This is a genomic window from Sandaracinaceae bacterium, from assembly GCA_016706685.1.
Lineage (GTDB): Bacteria > Myxococcota_A > Polyangia > Polyangiales > Houyiibacteriaceae > JADJJE01.
In genome coordinates, this window is sequence record JADJJE010000020.1 from 1 (window position 1) to 25208 (window position 25208).

The 25208-nt window shown below is 69.1% G+C and carries 12 protein-coding genes and 7 pseudogenes; 6 read left to right on the forward strand and 13 right to left on the reverse strand.

Annotated features, from left to right (window positions below):
* Positions 1 to 189: 189 nt before the first annotated feature.
* On the reverse strand, positions 190 to 384 hold the full coding sequence (locus IPI43_23275; protein ID MBK7777016.1) for a hypothetical protein: 195 nt from the start codon (positions 382 to 384) through the stop codon (positions 190 to 192).
* 469 nt (positions 385 to 853) lie between these two features.
* Here IPI43_23275 and IPI43_23280 point away from each other — a divergent pair.
* A pseudogene (locus tag IPI43_23280) lies at positions 854 to 2370 on the forward strand (IS21 family transposase).
* A gap of 110 nt (positions 2371 to 2480) precedes the next feature.
* Positions 2481 to 3144: pseudogene (locus tag IPI43_23285) on the forward strand (ATP-binding protein).
* A gap of 108 nt (positions 3145 to 3252) precedes the next feature.
* On the opposite strand, the gene IPI43_23290 reads toward IPI43_23285, so the two are convergent.
* The 8 genes and pseudogenes from IPI43_23290 to IPI43_23325 form a co-directional block, all read right to left on the reverse strand.
* A complete protein-coding gene (locus tag IPI43_23290; protein MBK7777017.1) occupies positions 3253 to 3474 on the reverse strand; it encodes a hypothetical protein in 222 nt (73 codons plus the stop codon).
* Positions 3471 to 6880: pseudogene (locus IPI43_23295) on the reverse strand (type I restriction endonuclease subunit R). Before IPI43_23295 ends, IPI43_23290 begins: the two are co-directional and overlap by 4 nt.
* A complete protein-coding gene (locus tag IPI43_23300; GenBank protein ID MBK7777018.1) occupies positions 6877 to 7416 on the reverse strand; it encodes a hypothetical protein in 540 nt (179 codons plus the stop codon). The pseudogene IPI43_23295 and the gene IPI43_23300 overlap by 4 nt, the downstream one beginning before the upstream one ends.
* Positions 7417 to 8101: 685 nt before the next feature.
* Entirely contained in the window at positions 8102 to 8374 is a 273-nt protein-coding gene (locus IPI43_23305) for a hypothetical protein (GenBank protein MBK7777019.1), read from the reverse strand.
* Positions 8371 to 9207 (reverse strand): AAA family ATPase, encoded by an 837-nt coding sequence (locus tag IPI43_23310; GenBank protein ID MBK7777020.1) that lies wholly within the window; start codon positions 9205 to 9207, stop codon positions 8371 to 8373. Before IPI43_23310 ends, IPI43_23305 begins: the two co-directional genes overlap by 4 nt.
* Before the next feature lie 71 nt (positions 9208 to 9278).
* Positions 9279 to 10694: pseudogene (locus IPI43_23315) on the reverse strand (DDE-type integrase/transposase/recombinase).
* A gap of 106 nt (positions 10695 to 10800) precedes the next feature.
* A complete protein-coding gene (locus IPI43_23320) occupies positions 10801 to 11361 on the reverse strand; it encodes a hypothetical protein (protein MBK7777021.1) in 561 nt (186 codons plus the stop codon).
* Between the two features lie 930 nt (positions 11362 to 12291).
* Positions 12292 to 12673, reverse strand: a pseudogene (locus tag IPI43_23325) (DUF86 domain-containing protein).
* A gap of 1464 nt (positions 12674 to 14137) precedes the next feature.
* Here IPI43_23325 and IPI43_23330 point away from each other — a divergent pair.
* The 4 genes and pseudogenes from IPI43_23330 to IPI43_23345 all read left to right on the forward strand — a co-directional run bounded on the left by IPI43_23330 (position 14138) and on the right by IPI43_23345 (position 16689).
* The gene (locus IPI43_23330) at positions 14138 to 15007 is read left to right on the forward strand and encodes a hypothetical protein (protein ID MBK7777022.1); all 870 of its coding nucleotides are present in this window, start codon (positions 14138 to 14140) and stop codon (positions 15005 to 15007) included.
* A gap of 210 nt (positions 15008 to 15217) precedes the next feature.
* A pseudogene (locus tag IPI43_23335) lies at positions 15218 to 15517 on the forward strand (HAMP domain-containing protein).
* Positions 15514 to 15855, forward strand: coding sequence for an adenylate/guanylate cyclase domain-containing protein (locus IPI43_23340; protein MBK7777023.1), 342 nt, complete (start codon positions 15514 to 15516; stop codon positions 15853 to 15855). The pseudogene IPI43_23335 and the gene IPI43_23340 overlap by 4 nt, the downstream one beginning before the upstream one ends.
* A 456-nt stretch (positions 15856 to 16311) precedes the next feature.
* Entirely contained in the window at positions 16312 to 16689 is a 378-nt protein-coding gene (locus IPI43_23345; GenBank protein ID MBK7777024.1) for a hypothetical protein, read from the forward strand.
* 1785 nt (positions 16690 to 18474) lie between these two features.
* On the opposite strand, the pseudogene IPI43_23350 reads toward IPI43_23345, so the two are convergent.
* From IPI43_23350 to IPI43_23365, 4 genes and pseudogenes are all read right to left on the reverse strand, one after another.
* Positions 18475 to 20256, reverse strand: a pseudogene (locus IPI43_23350) (protein kinase).
* Between the two features lie 184 nt (positions 20257 to 20440).
* Complete coding sequence (locus IPI43_23355) at positions 20441 to 20803, reverse strand: hypothetical protein (protein ID MBK7777025.1); 363 nt, start codon at positions 20801 to 20803, stop codon at positions 20441 to 20443.
* Positions 20804 to 20840: 37 nt separating this feature from the next.
* Positions 20841 to 21410 carry a hypothetical protein gene (locus IPI43_23360; GenBank protein ID MBK7777026.1) on the reverse strand — a complete coding sequence of 190 codons (570 nt, stop codon included), beginning with the start codon at positions 21408 to 21410 and terminating at the stop codon, positions 20841 to 20843.
* 556 nt (positions 21411 to 21966) lie between these two features.
* On the reverse strand, positions 21967 to 22761 hold the full coding sequence (locus IPI43_23365) for a hypothetical protein (protein MBK7777027.1): 795 nt from the start codon (positions 22759 to 22761) through the stop codon (positions 21967 to 21969).
* Between the last annotated feature and the right edge of the window lie 2447 nt (positions 22762 to 25208).

A 25208-nucleotide genomic window follows, 5' to 3' on the forward strand; every position in this document is an offset into this window, starting at 1 on the left:
CGGTGGCCATCCCAAAGCGTAGGAATCTGACCGGCAGCCGGTTTCCTGACGACGTGCGCGAGTCGGCCTAGGCTCGGAGGACCTCAAATACATCGGGCCCGGAGTTACAGCTCCGAGCCCGTTGCGCGTCAGCGCCACTGGTAAAGCCAGGGGCATGGGCTGAGCGCGCAGCCGATGAGTCCCACGGTCTCAGCGGATGGGCAAGTTCATGCCGTGCCGGCCCAGCAGATCCCCGAATCCCAGCGTCTCTTCACATGTGGTGGCCCCCGCTGCGGGAAGCTGGTGACGCTGTGCTCGGGGTGTGACCGAGGGCAGGTCTGCTGCAGCCCGGGGTGCCTGCGTGCACGACGTTCTCAGCAGCTCCGCGATGGTCGTCGTCGCCATCAGCGGAGCGAAGAGGGCGTCTGGACCACCGTGATCGGCAGCGTCGCTACCGGGTCGAGCGACGGCGCGTGACGGAACAACGTGTCGGGAAGTTGCCCCTCGCGTCGATGGTGCCGCTCGCGCGAGTGCGCTCGATGAGCAAAGGTGCTCACCGCTGCGACGCGCGAGGAGCAAAGCGATGAATCGATGTTGTTTGAAGGTGTCTCCGCAACTGGAGCACTCGATTCGACCGTGTCCCGAGCCGCTTCCGGAGGCTCGCTGTCTGATGGAGGCGGTTGCGCTCTGGGTGGGTCTTCGGACCACGCTGTCATCGCTGTGGACGAGCGGTACGCCATCTACGCGAGGGTTTCTGGGGTGCCGTGGCGGTCGACCACGAGGGCAGTCGGTACGGCCTCGGGGGATCTCCTCGACGAGAGCTGGCGTGACGGTGTCGATGCGAGGTTGTCGCTCGGCGGCGTGACATCGGGAGGTGGCCAGTGACGATCGGGCTGAGCGGCGTGCTCGGATCCGTCGGCTGTTCTTCGCCGAGCACTGGAAGGTCGGCACCATCTCCGAGGCGCTCGATGTGCATGCCGATACCGTCAAGCGTGCCATCGACAGCCAGCGCTTCGTCTCGGATGGACAGCGTATTCGCGCGAGTCTCCTCGACACGTTCAAGCCCTTCATCGTCACGACGCTCGAGCAGCATCCCCGGCTCCGGTCGACACGCCTGTTCGATATGGTGAAGGCCCGTGGCTACGCGGGCAGCTGCCGACAGCTTCGCCGCTACGTGGCGACGATTCAGCCGGCGAGACCCAGCGAGGCCTACCTCCTGCTCACGACGATGCCGGGTGAGCAGGGGCAGATGGACTGGGGAGCTTCAGGGTCGTCGATGTCCCAGGTGGCCAGCGTCGCCTCTCGCTCTTCGTGCTCGTGCTCAGCCACAGCCGCGGCATGGTTGCACGCTTCTCGCTCGACCAACGCATGGACACGTTCCTGCATTGCCATCGCCTCGCGTTCGAGAAGTTCGGCGGAGCCCCGCGTCAGATCCTGTACGACAACCTCAAGAGCGTGGTGCTCGAGCGCGTCGGTGAGCACGTGCGCTTCCACCCATCCGTTCTCGAGTTCGCGAGCCACTACCACTTCGTCCCACGCCCGTGCGCGCCCTACCGTCCCAACGAGAAGGGCATCGTCGAGCGCATGATCCAGTACGTCCGCGGCAGCTTCTTCGAGGGCCGTTCCTTCACGGATGTCGATGACCTCAATGAGCAGCTCGACGCCTGGGTTGAGCAGTGCGCCCACCAGCGCGCACATCCGAACGAGGAGCGGCGCACTGTCGGGCGCGCTGCTCGAGGCCGAGCGGGAGCGGCTGTTGCCGCTCCCGGCCCATGCGCCGAGCACTCATCGAATGGAGGCATTGCGCAGCGGCAAGCTGCCCTACCTGCGCTTCGACACGAACGACTACTCCATCCGCACACACTCGCCCGCAAGCCGCTGACGCTCTTGGCGGACGACGCCACGGTGCGCGTCGCGCACGGCGAGGAGCTCGTCGCCAGCGCACGTTCGCAGCTACGCGAAGCGCCAGGTCATCGAGGACTTGGCGCACATCGACCCGCTCGTGGCGGAGAAGAAGCGCGCCTGGGAGCTCCGCGGGCGCGACCGTCTGCGCGCCCTCTGCCCCCACGCCAATGCTCTCCTGGAGGTGATTGCGGCGCGGAACGAACCCGTGCGGCAGCGCACGGCGAAGCTCAACCAGCTCCTCGATCTCTACGGCGCGAATGCTCTCGATGCAGCCATCGTGCAGGCGCTCGAGAGCGGCGCTCCAGCCGTTGGATCCGTCGCCTACCTGCTCGACAAGGAGCACCGACGCAGCGGGCGGGTCCCTCCGCAAGCCATCGAGATGTCCAAACACGTCCGCGACAAGGATGTGCTGGTCGTCCGCACGACATGAGCGACTACGACGTGTTGGGACGTCTCGATGACGCCCAGACGGGAGCGGAAGCGTGAGCACCGACCTGCACGCCCGTCTCCGGGGCCTGAACCTGCACGCGCTCGCGGACGACTTCGATGACGTCGCCGCGAACGCCATCAAGAAGCGATGGTCGCCCACCCAGCTGATGGAACACATCGTGACGATCGAGGGAGCAAAGCGCGCTCGCGGCGAAGCCTCGAGCGTCGGCCGCAACTCAGCAAGCTCGGCCACTTCAAGCCCGCCTCTGACTTCGATTGGAAGTGGCCTGACGCATCAACGCCGACGCCGTGCATGCGGCGCTCGACCTCGACTTTCTGCGCGAGGGGAAGAACGTGGTGCTCGTCGGCGCGCAGGGTCTGGGCAAGACCATGCTCGCGAAGAACATCGCGCACGCCGCAGTCATGGGCGGGTACTCCGCCATCTTCATCACGGCCGCCGACCTGCTCCTCGACCTCGCCAGCCAAGAGTCCACGCGCGCCCTCGCGCGGCGGGTGAAGCACTACGCGCGCGTGGCCTGTCTCTGCATCGACGAGATCGGCTACCTCGAATACGAGCAGCGCGCGGCAGACCTGCTCTTCCAGATCGTCTCGAAGCGCTACGAGAGCAAGTCCCTCGTCCTCACCACCAACAAGTCCTTCAGCGAGTGGTCCACCATCTTCCCCGGCGCCGCGTGCTGCAACGGCCTCGTCGACCGCGTCGTCCACCACGCAGACGTGATCCTCATCGAGGGCAAGAGCTACCGCCTACGCGAGTCGACCCAGTCTGAACAGACCTCCGCTGCCAAGAGGACGCCCACCAAGAAGAAGTGACCCAGCGCCTGTGGCCCGCTCGGCGCGGGCCGCAGGCACGACCACGGCGGTGGTCAGATTCCTACGCTCAGACGTGGCCGCCAACAGTTGCGCGCCAACCCATGAGGTTCAAGCAATCCGCGAGGAGATGCGACAGCCCAGGCTCGGTTCAGCGTCGCGTACTCCTTTCGAGCCGTTCTCGATGGTCTTCATCGCGCGCTCTATCGCACCCTCCGTCGCCCCAATGAACTCCGGCTCGGCCTTGGCAAGCAGAAGGTCCTTCAGGTTCGAGTTGTGGCCCTCGAGGAGGCCGAGGAACCGCTCGAGGGAGGTCTGGTCCACCTTGGTCACGCCGCGCCCCCGACGATCGCGTCGGCCTCATTCGCCGCCCACACGACCTCGATGGCCGAAGCCCACTCGCGCCGTCTGTCCGTCGCCTTCGTAAAGCGCTCCCGCACTTCTGCGGCGCTGACGATGCGTGCCGGAGCGCCCAATCGGTCCACGTAGAACCTCTGCAGGCTCGCCGTCTGCGGTCGAGCCAGGCGTTCCACCGCCGCGAGCGCGTCGTCGTCGCCGAGGCCCAGCTTCTCGGCCGCTCGGATCGCGTCGCCGAGCGTGATGCGTCTGCTCTTCTCGAGCAGACCGAAGAGCACAGTACCGAGCCGGTCGCGCACATCCGACGACCGCGCGAGCCGCTCCTCGAGCGGCTGATGTCTGCCAGGCGGCGGGCGCGACGAAGATCGCTTGTCTGTGGCCGACGCCGCGCTGCCCGAGGTCAGGCCGAACACCATGTCGGCGACGAACCGCTTGAACGACTCGTTCTGGACGAACTGCTTGTAGACCTCGGTGTCGTCCTTGAGCAGCTCGAGCATGACCTTCGACAGCGCCTTGTCGTGCTCGATTCGCGCGGTCTGAGGCGTGTTCAGCTTGGCGTTTTGGTAGGCAGGGTCGGCCGCGACCTTGGGGGCGATGTCCTCGCGGAAGCGGCGCGCGACTCGATCGGCGTCCTCGAACAACGTGCTGAACTGCTCGTTGAAGCTCTTGAGGATGTTCGAGAGCCGGTCGAGCTCGGCCTCAGCCTTCCGTCCTCCACCCGCTCCAGGCACCGGCTCGACGACACCCTCGTCGTCGGGCAACTGCAGCTTCTGCAGCGCCTGCTTCTCCACCCGGTAGCTGTCCATGTCGATGGACTCGAGGATGCCCTTCGCCAGGTCCTCTTCCTTCGGCGCAGGAAGCTTCGGGATCAGGAAGTTCAGCAGGATCGACAGCTTCTCCCAGCCCGGGTTCCAGTACGGCAGGATCGACGCGAGAAAGTCGTAGGTGCGGGTGAACGCCTTGGCCTTCCCCCTTGAACTCGACCTGGCCGTCCTCGTCGAGCCGCGCCAGGTACGGCCACGCATGCATCCAGGATCGGGTCGAGCTTGTCGCGGCGGCGCCGCCGAGGAATAGCGCGCTGACGACATCATCGACCTGCTCCGGCGAGTAGACCTGCCAGCCGTCGAGCGATGCCTTCAGGTCGTGGAGCTTGTTGGGGTCCGTCTCTTCGCTGAGGACCGTCGTGCGGTAGTAGTCGGCGAAGGCCTTGGTGATCCCCTCGACGTCGTTCTGGAAGTCGAGCACGAAGACGTCGTGCTTGTCGGGGTGCGCGCGGTTCAGGCGCGAGAGCGTCTGCACCGCCTTGATGCCCGCGAGGCCCTTGTCGACGTACATCGTGTGCAGCAGCGGCTCGTCGTAGCCGGTCTGGAACTTGTCCGCGCAGATCAGGAACCGGTACGGCTCCTCCTGGATCCGGTCCGGCGATCTCCGACGCGGGAAGCCGTTGAGCGCGACTCGGTCACCTTGCCGCCGCCGAAGTCGTGCTCGCCCGAGAACGCGACGATGGCCCGGTAGGGGCTCTTCCGCTCGGCGAGGTAGGCGCGGAAGGCCGCGAAGTACTGGATAGCGCGCTCGATGCCGTTGGTCACCACCATCGCCCGCGCCTGCCCCCTGATCTTCCCAGGGCGATCACCTGTTCGTGGAAGTGGTCGACCATGATCTCGGCCTTCAGCCGGATCGCATGGTCGTGGCTCTCGACGTAGCGGCGCAGCTTCTTCTGGGCCTTCTTTGTGTCGAACTCCGGGTCGGCCTCGACCTTTTTCACGAGCTTGTAGTAGCTCATGACCGGGGTGTAGTGCTCGAGCACGTCGAGGATGAAGCCCTCCTGGATGGCCTGCTTCATCGTGTAGCTGTGGAACGGGCGGTGCTGGACCTTGCCCTGGGCGTCGGGTAGGAGCGCCTCGCCGAACATCTCCAGGGTCTTGTTCTTGGGCGTGGCAGTGAACGCGAAGTAGCTCGCGTTCTGGAGCATCTTGCGGGCGTCCATGCGGCGCTGAAGCTTGTCCTTGCCCACGTCCTCTGGGTCGTCGGGCCGCCTCGCGCAGGCCGCGCTCATCGCCGAGGCGGTCTTGCCGCTTTGGCTGGAGTGCGCCTCGTCGATGATGATCGCGAAGCGGCGCCCCCGGTGCGTCGCCGATCTCGTCGAGCAGGAACGGGGAACTTCTGCACCGTCCTGATGATGATCTTCTTGCCCGCTCCAGGAACTTCGAGAGCTCGCGCTGATGCCCGACCCGGTGACCGCGCCGACCACGGCGCTCACCTGCGCGAACTGCTTGATGTTCGCCTGGATCTGCTCATCGAGGATGCGCCGATCGGTGACGACGATGATGGAGTCGAAGGCCTCCTTGCCGTCGGCTGCTTCACCGCGATGAGCTGATGTGCGAGCCAGGCGATCGAGTTGGACTTGCCGCTGCCGGCCGAGTGCTGGACGAGGTAGCGCTGCCCCGCGCCGACCTTGCGCGCGTCGGCGAGGAGCCGGCGCACCACGTCGAGCTGGTGGAAGCGCGGGAAGATCTGCTTCCGCTTCTTCTTGCCCGTCCGGCGTCCGTCTCCTCGACGATCTGGGCGTAGTTCTCGAGGATGTCGGTCAGCCGTCGCAGGTGAGGACCCGCTTCCAGAGGTACGCAGTCTTGAGCCCGTTCGGGTTCGGCGGGTTGCCGGCGCCGTCGTTGTAGCCTTTGTTGAACGGGAGGAACCACGAGCCCTTGCCCTTGAGCTCGGTGCAGAACCGCACCTCGCAGTCGTCGACGGCGAAGTGGACGACACACCGGCCGAACGCGAACAGCGGCTCGCGCGGATCCCGGTCCCGCCGGTACTGCTCGACCGCGTCCTCGACCGTCTGCTTCGTGAGGCTGTTCTTCAGCTCGAAGGTCGCGATAGGCAGCCCGTTGATGAACAGGCCCAGATCGAGGGCCCGCCGCGTCTCGTCGCGGCTGTAGGCGAGCTGCCGCGTGACGCTGAACCGGTTCTGGGCGTAGCGCTCGGCGGCCTTGGCGTTGCCTGGTGAGGGGGTGCCGTAGAAGAGATCGACGTGCACGGGGCCGTGGTCGACGCCCTTGCGCAGGACATCGATGACGCCACGCTTGCCGACCTCTTTCTCGAGGCGGGCGAGGAACTGGCGGCGCGTCGGCGTGTCGTTCTCGAGCGAGAGCTTGTCGACGAGCTCGGGTTGCGTGGCCATCACGAAGCCACGGAGCTGGACGAGGTCGACGCAAGCACCACGGTCGTAGTGCTTCGGGTCGCCGAGGATCCAGCCGGTACCACCGGCGACCGGCGTCGAAGTCTCGTTCGCCACGTAGGGCGGCGAGAGCAGGTCGATCCGACCGGTCATCGAACGAACGATGTGGCCTTCGAGGCCCTTCTCAGAGGTGTCCGTGGTCATGCTGCCTCGCCGTCGTCGATGTCGGTCGCGCCGTCGTCGGAACCTTCCGACAGCGCGGGGTCGGGTTCGATATCGGGCAGCGAGGACGCCGCCGCGCGCACGTCGACCTGACCCGTCACGACGTCGGAGATGAGACGTGTGCGATACTCTGCCAGCAACCGGATTTCCCGACGCGCCTTCTCAACGCCGGTGGTGAGTCCGGAAGTGCTGCGGTCGATGTGCTCGGCGATCGCGCGTTGGACTTCCACTGGCGGGAGCGGCAGATCTACCAACCGGAAGTTGTCGAAATTCAGATCCTGTCCGTCACGGATGAAGTTTGCCGTCGCCTGCAACGCACGAATGTAGGACGTCGCCTTAAAGAGGTAGGCGAAGTACCCCGTGTCTACCGGAAGGCGCGGCCGCAGGACGACGTACGACGAACGGATGCAGCCGGAAACCCACGCGCGCTCCAAGCCGCCCTGGAAGCTCCTCATGCTGATGACGAAGTCGTCGCGCTCGACGTGACGTCGCTTCTCAAGATGCATCGAGATCTTCACGACGCGACGCCCAACGCGGCGCTCGAACTCTGCCTGGTGAATGACCCCGTATGCCTGCGTGGCCGACAACTGTTCGTCCCCGTCGCGTGCCAGCTCATTGCGAGACTCGAAGAGCTGCCCACTCGGCATCATCTTCCACCCAGATGGAATATCGCAGAGCCAAGGAATGCGGCCACGGCGCCTTCGTGACGGTCTTTTCTGTCGGTCCCCGGTCCAGTGGAAGTGCCGCCGTGTGAACCTATAGCCGCCGGGGTCACCTGAGATGGAACGATCACCTGCTTCTGCTCGCTAAGCAGCGAGATGAGCTTCTTCTTCGCACGGATGAACTGGTTGGAGGGGAGGGTCGGCGGGGCGGGGGAACGAGACACACCCGCGCTGCCCCTCGGGTGGCGGGAGCAGGACCGGGATCTCGCGCATCCGATCAATGGACAGGTCCCATTGACCCACACGAACGCCATCCGGGAAGCTGGGGCGAAAGGGAAGCCGCACGTAGGGGGCGGCTTTTTGTGCGCCTGCCCGAACAAAGGGGGGGTGGCTGGTCAGAAGGAGTAGCGGAAGTATCCGGACTTGAGTGGCGTCACGTGAATCGATGGGCTTCCGATCACGATTCGTGATGGAGGCGTCGCGGCTGTGCTCCTGCGCCCGAGACGACGACGCCCGCCAGGTTCCTGGCGGGCGTCTTGAGTCAGAAGATATCAGCGTCTGGGTCGGCGCACGGAGGCGGGATGGCGAGCTGCACCACGTAGTCGAGGTAGGCGTGGGTGGCCCTCGAGGAGCGCGCGAGGGCGGCTCGCAGGTGGCGCGCGAGGCGCACCTCGGTGGAGGGGCAGCCCTCGACGCGTTCAAGTGCGTGGACGACCACGAGGGCGGCCTCGGCGGCGTTGACCACGGCCAGCAGAGCGACGAGAGGAGCGGCCTCTGGGGCGTAGTGGATCACGCGAGGGTCGAGGGGATTCACCGCTTGCGGCCCCCTGCTCGTGCGGGAGTCGGAGTGGCGAACACCTCGAGGAAGAGCTTCTCGTCGAGCCTCGGGAGGTCGCGTTCTGCGGCAACGGTGATCAGCTCGTCGGCGAGATTCATGAGCACGCGGTAGTTGCCCGCGGCGTGCTCGGCGAGCGTGGTGCGCAGCTCCGTGGTCATGAGCTGGGGCGCCCCGGCGGCGTCGAGCAGGTGGTCAAGGCAGGCGGCGAGTTCATCACGACCAGCGGGCTCGAGCTTGAGTCGCCGACGGATCCTGGAGCCGAGGGGAAGCAGGTCGGGGGCGCGGAAGCGGTCAGGAAGACGGCCATCGCCGGCGAAGACGACACAGAGGAGGGAGCGCGCATCGAGGCTCTTGCTGGAGAGCAGACGCAGCTCGGTGAAGACGCCGGAGATCATCTCCTGGGCCTCGTCGACGATCAGGACGGGCCGAGTGAGGGTGGTGGCGATGTGCTCGCTCCACTTCTCGCGCAGCGTCTTGAATCCGGCCCACCGGTTGTGACCATGCAGGCTCACCCCGAAGATGTCGCCGAGCTCGCGATAGAAGTCGGAGGCGCGTCCGATAGGGCGCTCGATGGTACCGACGATGAGGTCTTGGCGGCGGCGGAGCCGCTCTTCGAGGACACGCAGAGCGATGGACTTGCCGGAGCCCGGGTCTCCGGTGACCATGGCGAATCCCCCATCTGTCAGGCTGAATTCGACACGCCGACAGAAGGCATCGACGGCCGGCGAGACGAAGAGCGCGTCGGTGGGGATGTCTGCGCGGAAGGGATGGAACTTGAGGCCATAGAGGGCTTGGAGCTTAGGATTCATGGGTCTCTTCGGGGGTGGTGTCGGTGGGCTTCGGCTCGTCGGTGGACTCGGCGAGCGGGACATAGGCGGGCGGGGAGGCCGGTGGCGGCGTAGTCCTCCATCAGCGTGTCGAGGAGCGGCGCGACGCCGACGTACGCGTCGTCGACGACCCCCGGCGGAGAGACGGGCTCGACGACACGGCGGGCGCCGCTGGCGTTCGCGGTCTTGTCGAGCGGCAGCAGGGTTGCGAGGTGGGTGCCGTGGCGCTCGTCGACGAGATCCGCCGCCGACAGGTCCCAGCGCGCGTAGCGCACGACCGGACGGAGCAGCACGCGGTAGCGAGACGGAATCTCGAAGCGTACTCCCGCCACCGTGATGGTCCCGTCGCTGCGCCGTTGCGTGCGCTGCACTTCCATGCGGAAGGCCCGGCGCAGCTTGTCGCTGGACCACGATGGCCGGTTCGCGGATGGGCCTTGCAGCATGCGCTCGAGCGGCGTCATGCCGAGCTCGCTGTGCACCTCGCGGTGGTACTCGAGCTCGACCCACGCCTGCGTCGCCTGGTTCAGGAAGGCGAGCGTCAGCTCGCGCTTGCCCTCGAGCATGGGCATCAAGCGCCCCTCGACGCGGCCCCAGAAGGACTCCTGCTTGCCGTTCTGCTCGGGGCAGTACGGGAGCGTGGTGGGATGGACAATGCCGAGGCGCTCGAGCCCCTCTTCCACCTCATGGGCTTGCATCGACTGGCCATTGTCGGTGAGCAGCGCGCGCGGCATGCCGCGCTTCTGAAGAGCCTGCTGCAGCCCGTGCACGAACGCCTCGGCGCTCTCCTCGCGGTACCACTGCAGGTGGCACGCGATGCGTGATGCGTCATCGAGGAAGCCGAGCAGCACGACCTGGGAGTACGTCCCGTCCGGCTCGACCACGCGGCGCGAGCCCACGTGGAAGTCGGCGTGCCAGAGTGTGTGCACGTGGCCGACTTCAAAGCTGCGCCGCTCGCGCGCCTCGAACACAGGCTCCTCCGCGGGCTGCCCTCGGCGGCGTCGAGGCTTGCGCACCTTGAGGAGCCCGCGGTGCTTCATGAAGCGCCGCACCGTCGCCACGCTCGGCACCGTGCCCAGCTCGGGCTGCTTCTTCGCGAGCGCCACGAGGTTGTCGTAGTGCAGCTGGTAGCTCCAGCTCGGGTGCGCGCGGTGCTGCTTGATGAGCTCGTCCGCCACCGCAGCCGACATCGCCGGGTGCGTCCCCGCGTGCGCGTGGACCTTGCGCGCGAGCTTGCCCACCGGATCATCCGCCGCGTTGCGCGCCGTGTAGAACCAACGCTCGATGGTCGAGCGCGAGAACTGCACCCGCACGCCCGGCTTGGTGGGGTGCTCGTAGCTGCGCGCCGCCAACTCATCGAGCGCCTGCACCAGCGCGCCGGGCTCGGGGGGTTCCACGAAGAGTGGGCCCACCAGCTGAAAGCGAAAGCGAGCCCATCGCACACTCGCTGACGCGTGCGTCTTGTCCGACATGATCTGTACCTCCGTCGCGAACGAGCCCGCGTGGTGACCGCTGGCTCAATCAGGTAGGACCATAATCAGGCTTGTTTCATGGGGCCATCGCCATCCACTGCGCGGCTCACCTCCCCATCGCGACTCGTGACGCTTCGGGCGCGACCGACTTCGTCGTCAGCGGGGAGACCAGACGGAGTAGCCCCACCGCGCGTTCGCTCAGCGACCCCATGAAGTGGTCGAGCAGCGACGCCGCGGCGTCGACGACATCGAGGGGCTCGGCGAAGCGACCCGCCATCTCCGCGAACCACGGTGTCGCGAAGAACTCCACGGCCCACCAGCGCCGGTACCGCCGGCGGGTCGCCCACGACGGGGCGTCGCGGGTCACTGCGATGGCCGGCGGCGAACCAGTGTCCGCCGCGCGCCCAGTACTCACGAGCAACATGGCCAGCGCCACGTAGACCTTTCGGCCCAGGAACCGCACCGACGGTGGTGTCGCCCGGTGGCGGCACCCATCCCGGGAGCAGCACAGCGAGAACCGGATCTCGTACGCCCCCGCGGTCTCCCCCTCCGCGCTGAGCCCGCGCACCTTGCGGGGGTAGTTCGCGACGTCGAGCCGTGCGCCGCAGTGGGTGCAGCCCGACACCCGCACACGCTCTGCCGCTCGCTCGTCGAGCGCCAGCAGCACCCCATGCACCTTGAACAGCAGCTCCACTTCATGCGACATCCGGCCATCTCCCTGACTACGAGGTTGTGGAGATGGACCCTCTCGGATGCCTGCCAATAGTGGCGAGTTTTCTGAGGGGGTTTCTTATGCGCCCATCGCTATTCGTGACCCGCTTCGGCGATCCCGCCCTCGAACTACGTGCTCGCCGCTCGATCGAGGAAGGTGATCCCGTTCAGATCGAGAAACCTGGGCGGCAAGCAGCCCGCCCGCTTGTTGCCGTCGATGAAGGGTAGTTCGAGACGATGAAACAGATAGGCCCCCGCCATCGCGAAGAGGCCCTCGTGCGTAGGCGCCACCCGAACGAAGCCTGAGGCTGGGCCAAGGCCGACTCCAGGAGTCCACGATCACGCAGGCCCGCGCCGCCTCCGAAGCGGGCAGGCTGAGCCTGGTGCAGCGCAGGCACCACCTCGACCGCGAGGAACTCGATCTACGACAGAAGCGTCGCTCACTTCGCGAGCTTCCGATACGCCTCCTCGTGCGCGTCCAGGAGCCGGTCGCAGCGGCGGCGCGCGGTCCATCAAGGGCGCCTTCCTCACCGGGCGGATGATGAGCGCCTCGCCGTCAGTCATGACCTCGAGCGGAGTGTCATGTTGATGTCCAGCAGCTCAGAATCGGGCGCTCGATGATGAGGCCTAGGCTGTTGCCGACCGCGGAGAGCTTCTTGACCATCATGGGTGCCTCGTTCTTACGTACGTAACACGCTGAGTGTAACGCCACGGCGCGCGCCAGCGCCTCAGCTGCCGACGGTCGAGCCTCGACCACCCGACCGACCAGCGCTCGGTCAAGAGGGTCGGGGACGCACAGCGGCCAATGTGCTCGCGGACCAGCGACCGCGCTGATGCGTGGAATGATCATTGCGCCGGGGGCTATCGGCGCGAGAGCCATGCGTCGTCAGCGACGTAGGACTCCGAGATCGCCGAGGTGATTCTCGACGACGTCGCCAGACGATGCGGGGTCGACCACTTCGTAGCCGTGGACGACGACGTTCCTGAAGCCCGCCATCCGCGCCATCTCCGGTGGCCGGGTGGGCGCAACTACACCGTGCTCGGCGCAACGAACGCATCGCTGTTCGAGCGGGCTCGCCGAGACCCTCTTCCGGATCAGGTGGAACGCCACGTCGAGCGCCGCCTGGATCGCCAGCTGGAAGGTGTGCACCACGGCGCTCCTCGCGCAGGTCGGTGGAGATCCGTGTCGGGTCCGCCATCGTGCGGAGCTCGTGCAAGCAGCGCAGAACGAAGGCGAGCTTCTTCTGGACGAGCGCGACGTCGGTCATGACGCGACCCGACGCGCGCGGCGCAGCGCGGCCTCGCGGATGCTCGCCAGTCTCGGCACGAGGTCGAAGTACTCGTGCCGCTTGCGGTACCTCGAACGCGATGCGGCGCGGGCGAGGTCGCGGTCCAGCACCAGCACCCCGTCCACAGCACGCGATGGACGGGCTCCACGTCGGCATCGTCGGTGACGGCGAGATCACCTCCCGGCCGACCCGCGCTCTGGGTAGGCGCGAGCTCCGGTCGGGAGATCCTCGGGGGTCCCGGACGCGGGCTTACCGCGCAGCACGGCGATGTCCCGCGTCGCTGTCCGGTCGCGCGCTCCCCCGCGCCACGCTCCCGAGGACCCAGGCCGCGACCACGTCGCCCCGCTCCACGACGGCTCTCCCGGACGGCGGCGTCGATCGAAGGGTTCATCCGGGACAACCATACCACGTGGAACCCAGGCGGAGCCACAAGGAGACCATCGCGCGGAAACTGGGCAATACGTGTCCGGGTGCGCCGACACAGGTGGTGACCAACGCCGGCGACGCCGCCGTCACGATCGCGTGTGCCTGAGAGAGGACCAGCAGGTCGATGGTCAGAGCCAAACCACTGGGCGCGGGTGGAAACCGGGCTCGACGGTGCTGCCTTCGCGTTCCCGTTCCTGGGCGGTTGGTGCTGCTCGGATCGGACCCAGCGGCGGTCGACTTCCACGACGCGCTCGGCCCCCTGCCCTGCGCGCCAGCGGACTGGGGGCGACACCGGGAATGAGCTGGCGGTGATCCCCGCCACAGTTTGTGCCACGATGACCACAATGGCTGCCACGCTCGAGGTTGACACCATGCCGAAGAGGCTGACCCGCGAGAGAAGCGAAAATGCCTTTCTCCAGACGTTCGGGGCGGGCCGCGCCGCAGCCGATCACGGTGGCGTGCTCGTGGGTGGCGTGCCGGTGGCGTCGAAGATCGAGCCGCCCGCACGCTGGCCGAAGGCGGCGGCCAAGCTCGAGCGCACGGCACCGGCAAGACTCGCTGACGGACGACCAGCGCTGCTGGCGCGGATTCCGGGCTTGCTCACCCCTAGCCGGGAGGGGGCGACCATCGGCTCGTGCAGCTCCGGAAGCGCCCGTGTGAGTCGTCGTCGGCCAAGATGGCCGTCCCCCGACGCGCGTCGCTGGGTCGGCTCGGGCATGCTCATCGCCACCATGATGCTCGCCGCGTCCTGCGACCGCGCCATCGACGGGGCCACGCTCACCCGCGAGACCGAAGAAGCCCAGCAGGCCGAAGCCGCCGCACGGGAGCGCTTCCGGGACCGGCGACGAGCGCACCGCGTGGACGCTCCACGGTCACCGGGCGCGTCCCCTCCACCACGGTGCTCCCCTTCCGCGAGGTGGAGCGGCTCGCCGCCACCGAGAGTACCTCGCGAAGCCCACCAACGAAGACGCGGACCCGCCGCCGGCGCGCTTCCGTGGGGCCCGGCTGGTGGGGCTGATGGCACAGGCGGAAGCGCCGGCGGATGCCGCGGAGGTCACGCTGGTGGCGAACGATGGCTTCAGAGCCACGTTCGCGGCGCCGGACCTGCGCACCTACCCGTTGATGCTCTCCATCCGGCAGGACAGCGTGCCCATCACGCGCAGTCGCGGCGGGCCGCTGCTCTCCACGGTGCCGAACTTCACCGGGCCGGCGATCGAGGGCGGTACAACCTCGTGGTGGGTGTTCTACGTGACGCACCTGGTGGTGGACACCGCCGAGGTCGCGCTGCGCATCGGGGACTGCACGCTCGGTCGGACGCAGCTGGCCGCGCTGCCCCAGCCGAGGTCACGGTGCGCCACGGCTTCCGCGTGGGCTGGCCCAGCGGGCCCAGGCGACCGCGTGCGCGTGCGCGTGATGGCGCCGGTGCCGGACGGGGACGGTCACGCCGTGCGGCTCGACGCCCGGTCCATCGCGGACACCAACGTGCTGCTCGGGCTGCGCTTCGGAGCCGACGACCAGCCCATCCCGGCGCGGCTCGGTGGCCCGGTGGTGCTGGTCTTCCCGCCCGGCGTGGGCGGGCCGAGCCAGAACGCAGAGTGGCCCGCACGTTCGCACGTGGCCTCGACGTGGAACGCGGGGGCGCACCATGAGACACGAGACCCGGCCGTTCCACTCCATCGCCGCGCGCCTCTCGCTCACCACCACGGCGCTCGTGGCGGGCGTGCTCGTGGCGGTGGTGGCCGTGGACCACCAGCCAGCAGCGGGCCATCCGCGACGCCACGCAGCACGAGGCCGCTCCATCGCCACCAGCCTCGCGGCGGCGTAGCTGGAGACGCACCTGCTGCGCGACGTGACGTTCGAGGGGGAGACGCGCGCGCGCCGTGGTGACCGCATCGTGGAGGTGGCGGCCGACATCCGCGCCTTCGAGGGGACCGAGAGCTTCGGGGTGCTGCGCGTGGGCATCTCCACCGCGCGCATCGAGCGCGTGCTGGCCGACACCGCCAAGGACGTGGTGCTCATCGCCGCGGGCTTCCTGGTGCTGGGTCTGCTCCGGGTCGCTGTTCGTGGCGCAGCGCATCGCGAGCCGGTCCGCTCGCTCGAGCGCAGCGCCTCGCGCATGGCCGAGGAGCCTCGCCCCATCGCGCGAACGTGCAGCGCACCGACGAGATCGGGGCGCTCGCCGCCACCTTCAACGACATGGCCGGCACGCTCGAGGCCAGCTTCGGGCGGCTCGAGGCCACGCTCACGTCGTTCGAGCGCTTCGTGCCGCGCAAGTTCCTGGGCGTGGTGGCGCCCGACGGCATCGAGAAGATCCGCGTGGGCGAGCGGGCCACGCGCACCATCGCCATCCTGTTCCAGCGACATCCGCGGCTACACGTCGCTCTCCGGAGGCCATGAGCGCCGGGCAGATGTCCAAGCTGCTCAACGACTACCTCGCGCGCATAGGCGCCGAGATCGATCCGCGCGGCGGTTTCATCGACAAGTACATCGGCGACGCGATCATGGCGCTCTTCGACGAGGAGCACACGGACGAGGCGCTGCTCGCCTGCCTCGCCATGCGCCGCTCGCTGGCCGAGTGGAACGTGGAGCGGAAGGCGCGTGGCGAGCCGCCCATCGACACCGGCATCGGCCTGCACCGCGGCGAGGTGATCATGGGCACCGTGGGCTACCGCAGCGCATCGACTCCACGGTCATCGGCGACGCGGTGGACCTGGCCTCGCGCATCGAGGGCATGACCAAGATACGGCTGCGCCATCCTCGTGACCGACGAAGTGAAGGACGCGCTCCTGCACCGGAGCGCTTCAAGATCACGCTGGTGGACGCAGCGGTGAAGGTGAAGGGCAAAGGACATCGCCGTGGCGCTCTACTCGGTGGAGGAGCCCGCGAACGTGCCGAGGCCGGAGCTCGGCTGAGTCGCCGCTCGTGACGGTTGGCAAGGAGGGCAGTCGGTCCCTACACTCGAAGGATGCAGCCCATGCTGATCCACGTTCCGACGCTCGCTGAAGAGGTAGCGCCGTATCGGGCGCTCTCCGACGAGCAGCTCGCGGCAATGCTTAAAGCGGTGTGTCGAGCGGGGCGCGAATGGCGCTGGCTCGTCCTGATGCGGCCGCCGTCCTCGCCTATCAGTGACCCCGTGTCGCCCGAGACGGGAGGCCGCGCTGGCTCAGCTCATCCGCGAGTTCCGGCGCTCCATGAGCATGCCGGTCGCCCCAGTCGACCCACTCCGATGCGGCGTTGCACCTCGGCGATCACGCCCGAGTGCCGCGGGTGTCTCGTATGCCATCGGTGGCGCGCTGGCGTACGGCTGGTGGGCGGTCCCCCGCGCGACGATGGATGTCGACATCAACCTGTTCGTCGAAGACCAGCTGCTCGACGCGGCGCTCGACGCACTCTCGGCGGCGGGAGTCGAGTTCGTGCGCCCCGCAGCTCGCGCAGAGCACGAAGCACGCGGGATGTTCACCGCCATGCTCAGGCCGTTCCGAATCGATGTGTTTACGCCGGGCATTCCGTTCTCGATGGAGGCCGCACGCACCAAGGTCCTCATCCACATCGAGGGTCGCCCACTGTAAGGTGCTCTCGGCCGAGGCCATCTGCGTGTTCAAGATGCTGTTCTTTCCGCCCCAAGGACCTGGCGGACCTCGAGCGTTTGGTCTCGCTTCGCGCGGACCTCGACGGCGCCTATGTTCCGGAAGTGGCTGGTGGACATGATGGGTGAGGACGACGTGGGCGTGCAGCGCTGGGACGAAGTCCTCGGCAGCTGAGCGTCGCGCCGCTCAGTCCGTGGCCTTGGCCCGCAGCGCCCCGGCCTTGTCGCGCAGCCCGGCGTTCGCGAACAGCCGCGCGGCCAACGTCCACGGGCGCCTGGCCCTCTCAAGTCGCCGGCCTGCTGCGACAAGTCGCCGGCCAGCTCCACCGCCTCGATCACCGCGCGGTCCAGCACGGCCTCGTCGTTCACCCGTGCGCTCAATCGGCCCTCGTGCTCCGCCCAGCTGGCGCGGTCTTTGGCCACCACGGCGCACGGCAGACTCAAGGCGTGCAGCGCGGCCAGCGCGCCCACCTGGCCAGCACGTCGACCCTGCGCCCGCCACCTCGAGCTCGCGCAGGGGCTTCGTCGTAGCGGGCCTCGCGGATGAGCACCAGGCACAAGCCGCCCACGATGGTGGCCTCCAGCTGGGCTGCGCCCTGGCTCTGGCTGATGCCCGGGGCGCGGCGGTAGTGAGCCTCGGCCTCGGCCAGTGCCCGGCACGGCGGTCCAGGTCGGCCAGGTTGTTGAGGGTGGAGGCCACGCCAAAGAGGTCGCCCACGCGCTCGAAGAGGGCCAGCGCTTCTTCCAGGTGGCCGGCGCTGGCGGTGGGGTCGTGGGGCGACGAAAGCCCAGGCCCGCCAAGCTCGCCGCGGCCCCGTGCATGTCGTCATATGCGCGGCAGGTCTCGAGCGCGGTGAGGTATGCCCCGAAGGCCAGCGGGTGGTCTCCCCGCAGGGTGGCCGGGAAGCCGAGGCCCCACATGGCGCGCGCGGACTCCACGCGGCGGCCCAGGAGGTCAGAAGTCCTGCGCCGACTCGAAGAGCAGCGGCTCGGCGGCGTCCAGCTGGCCCAGGTGCACGTCCGGGTAGCCCGCGCAGGTAGCGCGCGTGCGCCAGCTGGAAGGGCTGGTTAGCGAGCACGGCCGGGTCCAGCGCTTCGTCCGCCAGGCGTGACGCGCGGGTGGGGGCGCCCTGCTTCCACGCAGCCTCGGTGCGCATGAGCAGGTTGTCCACCCACTCCACGTGCTGAGGGTCGGCCTCGATGTCGATCAGCGTGCGCGAGTGGGTCCAGCAGCTGGAGCCGAGCGCTCGATCTCACCGCGCGCTTGCGGCGCACGTCGGCGGCGATGCGCAGCGGGGCCACGGCCTCGCGCAAGCGGTTGGCCGCGCGCAGGTGCATGGCCAGGCGCTCGGCCACGTCCACCTCGCCGTCGGTGAGCTCGGGGCGCAGCCACGTCGGCCACCGCGCCGTGCAATTGCGGCCGCACGTCACGCTCGCGCGCGCTCTGCGCTCAAGGCCTCGCGCAACATGCCGTGCACGAAGCACACCTTGCTACCATGGTGTGGTCAGGCGGGTCCTCCAGCTCCACGAGCTGCGCGCGCAACATCTCGCTCAGGAAGTCCTTGGGCACGGCCGGGCGCAGCACCAGGCACGCGCTGCCGCCACTCGTCCACGGGCACTACGCGCCCGAAGGTGGCGGCCAACTCGAGCGCCACGCGGCCGTCCTCGATGCCCTCCACGGCGCGCGCCACGCGCTGCCTCACACGCTGAAGAGGTCGTCGGGCAAGTCGGCGCTGGCCCCCTCCGCGCAGGGCGAAGCCGCGCTTGCTCAGCTCAGCACGCCGCGCTGCACCCAGTCGCCGATCAGCTGCGTGGCAAACGGCGGGTTGCCGGCCGTGCGCCGCGCGATGCTGGCCGCCAGCTCGCTCTCGAAGCGCAGCAGACTGGCCACCAGCGTGAGGTGCTCAGGTGGGTCCAGCGGGCCCACGCGGATCACGGTGACGTCGGAGCGTGCCTCCATGAGCTCCAGCTGCGCGCGCTCGGCCGGCCGCTCGGCGATGGCCTCTTCCTGCACCGTGAGCACGAACTGCAGCGGCAGCGGAGTGGCCGCGTAGTCCAGCACGTACTCCACGAAGTAGGCGTGAGCGCGTCCCACTGCACGTCGTCCGAACGCCACGATCAGCGGCCGCTCCGCGCTGGCGCGCTGCAGCAGCCGCGACAGCGCGAAGCGCGCGGAGAGCTGCACCACGCGCACGGCGTCGGTCTCGTCCGCGCTGCTGGCGGGCGTGGCCAGCGCGGCCAGGCCCTCCCACTCGCGCTCGTCGTCCACGCCCTCGGCGCGAAGCAAACGGCGCACGCGCGCCAGCGTCATCTTGCGGTCGAGCCCGCGTGTGTTGAGGCGCTGCTCGGCCAGGCGCAGGAGCGCGTCACCGGCTTCGCTGTCGGGCTCGTGCTTGGCGCGCAGCACCTCGGCGCTGCCCACCTCGTGCGCGCTCGCACCCACGTGGCCAGGCGCGTCTTGCCGAAGCCGCTGGGCCCCTCCAGCACCAGCACGTGCGGGCGCGCCTCGTGGCGCACGCGCCGCAACGCATCCCACATCTGATCGCGCCACCTGGCGGCACACCAGCGGCACCTCGCGCACACCGAACAGCCCGGGCCCGCTCCCAGCAGCGTGTCCGGAAGCGGCTCCTGCGCGGTCATCCAGCGCTCGGGCGTGGGCGATTGCCTCGCTCGCTCCACAGGCTCTCGTCCGGCTCGAAGGGGATGATGTCGGTGATGACGGTGGGCTGCGAGCGCGCCGACGTGTTCGAGACCTCCTGCACCTGCGTGAGAGCGACACACGCTGGCTGTCGGGGGGTGGCACACGCGGAGGACGCTCGCTGACCGTGCCGTCGTTAGTGATTTCGATGGGCGCCGAGGGCTTCGACTCGGCCTCGCCCAGATGGTCATGGTCTGCGTGGTCACGACCTCGCCGGCTTCCCAGGGCGACGGACCGGGCTCGTCGCTGGGCCGCGGCGGAAGGTCGCTTGCGGGCAACCCCGCCACCAGTTTGTCCAGCGCGTACAGCGCGTCGGCAGCGCAGCGATAGCGAGCCATCGGGTTCTTCGCCAGCAGCCGGCGCGCAGTCTTCGTAGCCATCCGGCACCCAGAAACAGGGCACCAGCGGGAGCAGGATGGAATGCAGGTGCGCCTGCGCGTGCTCGGCCTCCGTGCGCGCATCGAACAGACGGCGCCCGCGGGCCAGCCGATACGCCAGGCAGCCCGGCGCCATAGAGGTCCGGTCCACGGACCGAAGTCGCGCATGGCCCCGCCGGAACTGCTCGGGCGCCATGTAGGCCGGCGTGCCTGCGGCGCGCGTGCGGCCACCCGCGTCGTCCTGCGTGATGACGTGCGCCAGGCCGAAGTCGGTGAGCTTCAGGTCCGGCGGGTAGTTGGGCGCGCGCCGCACCCACGGCACGTTCTCGGGCTTCAAGTCGCGGTGCACGATGCCGCGCGCGTGGGCGTGGGCCAGCGCCGTCAGCAGGCGCGCCAGCACGGCATAGGTGGCGTCCCAGGTGACGGCCGGGTAGGCCGACGCCAGCGTGCCCTCGGCCAGCTCCATGACCAGGAAGGGCTGCCCGCCACCAGGCGCCCGCGCGCTTCGTAAGCCGCAGCGGGTGTGATGACGCCGTGGTCCAGCACCGACACGATGGCGTCGTGATTCAGCCGGGCGACGGCGCGCACCTCACGGCGGAAGGTGGCCAGCGAGCGAGACTCGCGCGCGTTTCGAGCGACAACACCTTCACCGCGACGGGCTAGCCACGCTGCAGGTGCACCCCGCGCCAGACAGCACCCATTCCGCCCTGACCGATTTGGTCTTGGAGATAGAACGCTCCCCAGGCGGACGGGATGCCCCATGGGCCGACGGTATCACGGGCGGGGGCCGCGTGGCGCGCTTCGATGGCCTGCACTTCGGCGTCGATCAGGCGCTGCAGCATGCGTGGGAACGGCCACATGAAGAGGTACGCCGGGCCCGTGAACTGCAGGAGGATGTACGCGTGCAGCGTGGGGTCGGCCGCCGCGCGTGGACCGTACACGTCGGCGTAGGCGCGCAGCGTCTCTTGGTAGGCCCGCCACTCGATCCACGCCCGCCCCATGACCATGCCCACGGGAGACACCGGAAGGCCGTAAGATCAGCGTCATGCCAGCACGCCGCTAGCGCCGGAACTGGCGCGGGTGCACCGCCTCGTGGCGCGGCGTGATGTAGCGCGACTCGTCGCTGCGCGTGTCCCATGACGTGGGCGGGTAGATGGTGCGGCCCAGCACGGTGGTGCAGGTGCTCACGTAGGCCGACTGGCCGCCCAGCGTGAGCCCGCGCAGCAGCTTGTCGATGCGCTGCGACCACGGGTAGTCTTGGCTCTTCACGATGCACAGGCCCGGGAACTCCGCGCGGCTCTTCCCGAGATACGCGTCGGTGCGCGGGCGAGCCGGCCTGCAGGCCGACGGCGGCCGCGGGCTACGGCTTGCGCGCGCCCCGGCCGGTGCTGCGGGCTTTGGCTTCTGCGCGGCGGGCTTGCTGGGTAGCCCCGAGGCTTCTGCGAGGCGCCGTTGTTGTCGAGCTCCACCACCGGCGCGAACAGCATGGCGATGGGCGGCGCGAAAGAGCAGCGGCAGGCTGGTCAGGCGGTGTTCTCCGGGCGAGCCGAAGACACTGAACGACACCTGCGCCGGGACGGGCGCACGGCGGCCCGGTAGAGCGCGGCGCTCACCGCCGGGCGGCGACACGCCTTTGAGCAGGCTCCGAGCCGGGCCTCGTGCAGCCACGGCGGCCGACCCGCGACGATGCCCGCGGTGGCACCCGTGCCCATGGCGATGGGATACCCAGGCAGGTCGGGCGCCACACGCCAGCCCAACCGAAGTGGAAGAAGCACGCGACCAGGTTGCCGAGCGCGAGGCCCTTGAGCAGGCCGAACAGGATGCGTTTCTGCACGCGTCGAGGGTAGCAGCCCGGGGCCCATGGGCAGGCCAATGCTACTCCGGGCCGAATGCGCGGCCGGCCGCGTCGCTGGACCTCGGCGGGGTGGGGGCAGTGCCGGCTGACCGCTCCGCAGCAACGCTCGCGCGCGACCAGCGCCGACCGCGGTCATCACGAAGAGGCCGAGCTGGGGTCAGGTAGCCTTGCTGGCCCCGCGCCTCGGCTTCGTCATGCGCGCGCTGCGCTGCCGCCAGGATGGGCGGGTCGTGGAGAAGCCCGCACGCTAGCCGCGGCCCGTGCGGTAGCGGTCGGTCCAGCGTGGCAGCGCCGGCGCGCGGCTGGTGAAGGGACCCAGGTCCGTGGAGCTCAGCGTGTGGATGAACAGCGGGCGCTGTCACGGCGCTCGCCCTCGGCGTGCCGCAGCATCTGCGCGAACGCCTTGGCCGTGTAGGTGGGGTCGAGCTCGATGTCCTCCGAGAGGGCCAGCTCGCTCGCGCGCGTGGCGGCGTCATCGGGCTGGCCATAGCCGGCGCCGCGGCTCTCGTCGGTGATGACCACCAAGCGCTTCGCGGCCTCGGCCACGCGTGGGAAGCGCGGGTCGCGCGCGTGTAGGTCGTGCACCACGCGCTCGATCAGGCCGTCCACCATGGCGCGCGGAGCTACCGAGGGCGGGGCGTGACTCGCGCGGCGACGATGGGCACGCGCAGGCCCCTGCGGCCAGCCCCACCGCGAACCCACGGCGGTGCCGCCGCTGCGCCGAAGCGCCATGTAAATGGCCTGCGGCTCAAGCGTCTGGCCTGCGTCGATCTGGGCCACCAGCTCGAGGCCCGCGTCCACGTAGCCGAGCGCCCCCGGTGGGAAGTGCCGCCATGCGGGATGAGGTAAGGCCGCCGGCGCGGCAACCCGCAGGCGCGCCATGACGCGCAACAGCTCTGCGGGCGCGAGCGCCGAGTGCCGCACGGGGTGATGGGTAGCCCCGGCGCCGAGGCCCGCCACCAGGTTGCGCTCCGCATGCGAGGTGAGGGGCTGCGGGACCAGCACGCCGTGCACCGCGAAGCCGTGCCGCGCACTGTGAATGGAGGTGGCTAGACATGGTGCCGAGCCGAACGCGCCCACCGTGAGCAGCGTGTCGGCACCCTGGGCCGTGGCCTCGACGATCAAGTAGGCTAGCTTGCGCGCCTTGTTGCCATAATAGTGCTGCGCTGAGAGCGGTCATCGCGCTTCACGATCGAACAGCTCGGTGCTGGTCATGCCGGCTGAACCCGGGAGCGCCGTGACCGGGGTGGAGCAGCAGGCCAGCAGGTCGGCCCGCACCCAGTGTGTCGAGTCCGGGGAAGCGTTGTGCGACGTGTGGAGTCGCCAGGCGGGCGTCTTTGAGCGAAAACACTTGGGGCTTGTCGGGCTTCTCGCCGCTTGTCCAGCTTCGGGTGCTTGGTGGTCGCTGGGCTCGCCCCGGCGCCCTCCTCACCCACCGTAGTTTCGCGCGGCCGCGCGGCCGAGCCCCTGGCGTCGCCAAGTGCGCCTCCGCGCGCTCAGCAGCTGCCCCTGGAAGGCCGACGCGAAGCTGGCCGGAACGCAGGCTACCGCGTACCGCCAGAGCTCCGGGTCCACGGGGTCGCGCAGCTTTCTGGCGGCTCACTGTGGCGTGGTCCACGGGAACGCCAGCACGGCGTCGCGCAGCTGCGGCGGATGTGCGAAGCCACGTGCCGCTGCTGCCGGTACCGCTTTGCCCCACCTCCTGCACGGTGTCGCCCTCTTCGTCGCTGCACGATGGGGATCTGCATGAGCACATGCGGTTTGGCACGGCCACGCGGTGCTTCTTGCTGCTGTCGCGCAGCCCAGCTGGAGCGCAGGCCGATGCGCTCCACGGCGCCAGAGGAGCTGTCGAGGCGGATCCACGGCGACGCCGCGCCGGATGCGCCGCTCGACCCGTGCGATCACGTGCCGGCGATCGAAGGTCGGGCATGACGTCGCGCATGGACCAGCCCAGCGCGGCGCCGCTGGCCATGAGGATAGAAGTAGACCGCAGCGGACGTTCGCGGGGAACCACCTGGATGACGAGCGCGCGCCAGCGCGATGAGCCGCGCCAGCAAACGCGCCACGACCTACTACGAAGGACAGCAGCGTGGAGCAGCCAGCCGTCCGCAACAGCCCCGTGCTGGTCGGCTCGATGACGCCTGAAATCAGGGCCATGAGCGCGAGCAGCATGAGCCGAAGCAAGATAATACTCCGTGGGAATGCCGGGGATGATCTCGCGCAGGCCCGCCACCGGTCGCCCCCCTCGGTGGGTGGCACGAGTTGGGCATGGGCACCTGCAGGTGGTGGTGGGCGCGGGTGGCGGTACAGATGCCGACGACCGGTAGGTTCAGCGTCAGCGGGCGCACCGGCGTCGACCACCAGGGCAGCGGGTGCAGCGACGCTGGCGTCCGGCGGGCCCGCGTCGGCAGCGCTTCGCTGGGCACACCGGCGTCCATGGCCTCGCTGGCTGCCGACGGGGCCGCGAGCGGCGTGGGGGCCCGCGCTGGGATCGGTGGTGTCAGGCTGGGGTGGGTCCTCGGCGGCCTCGCGGTCCGCGTCACTTCGACTCGACGGAAATCGCTCGGCTCGCTGTCGCAGCCTTCCGGAGCGCCCTTCTCGGGCTGTCGCGTCGGCTTCAGCTGGCCGGGCCCTCGTCCCTGCACAGGGCACCCCCGCGTCGCCAGGCTGCGGCGCGTCGTCGCCATGCTGGGCGCGCCGGTGCGTCGGCAGCGTCTGCGCCTCGGTGTTCCGCGCGGGCGCAGCCCCTTCGGGCGGCGGGGTCTGTGCCGACAGCCTGGCGTGACCATGCCGAGCACCGTCCGGAGCAGCGCGATGCAGCGGCCCACCGAGCGCACTCGGCAAGGGGTGAGCGAGCCGCGCACGGTCATCGCACCCAGCCCTTCTCGATGAGCACACGCGCCAGCGCGCCGCCGGTGCCCTCCACGCCGGTAGACCTGACCGTCCATCTCTCTTCGAGGAGCCCAAGTGCGCCAGCCGCGCCAGCTCGGCATGCGCCGTGCCTTAGTCGTTACGGAACAGGTGCGCCTGCCCGCGCGGGTGCATCAGCCCTGGCGTACGCAGTTCTGATGGGGCGTGATCGGCACCTCGTTCGGAAGCCGCGAGCGCCGCATAAGGGCGAGGAGGCGGCACCCCAACCCGCGCGCACCGCTCTCGTCGCTCTGCCCCGCCACGGATGGACGCCAGCCGGAGCTGCGGCGCGTCAGCACGCAGACCACCGCTGGCCGCGTGCAGCTCCTGGAAGTAGTGGTCCATGGGCTCGCGCGGGCGGCTGGCCGAGCGCGCCAACCAAGCCTCGCCGCGCGAGTCCCCGCCCACATCTCGAACGCGGGTGCCGAGCCCGCTGTGGCTGGCGCGGTCCATCTGGCCCCGCGCAACTGCCTCCGCCGAGAGCGGCTCGAGCCGGATGCGGTCAGGAAGGCGTCGGCCAGAGCGCCACTTTTACTGGCGTAGCGGAAGAGGCGCCCCGTCGGCTGCAGCAGCCAGGCGTGTCGGCCGTCGGCGATCACGATGTCCGCAAAGCGGCGCGGCGCCTCAAAGCCGCCCGGCTCCATGCTCAGCAACCAGTGGAC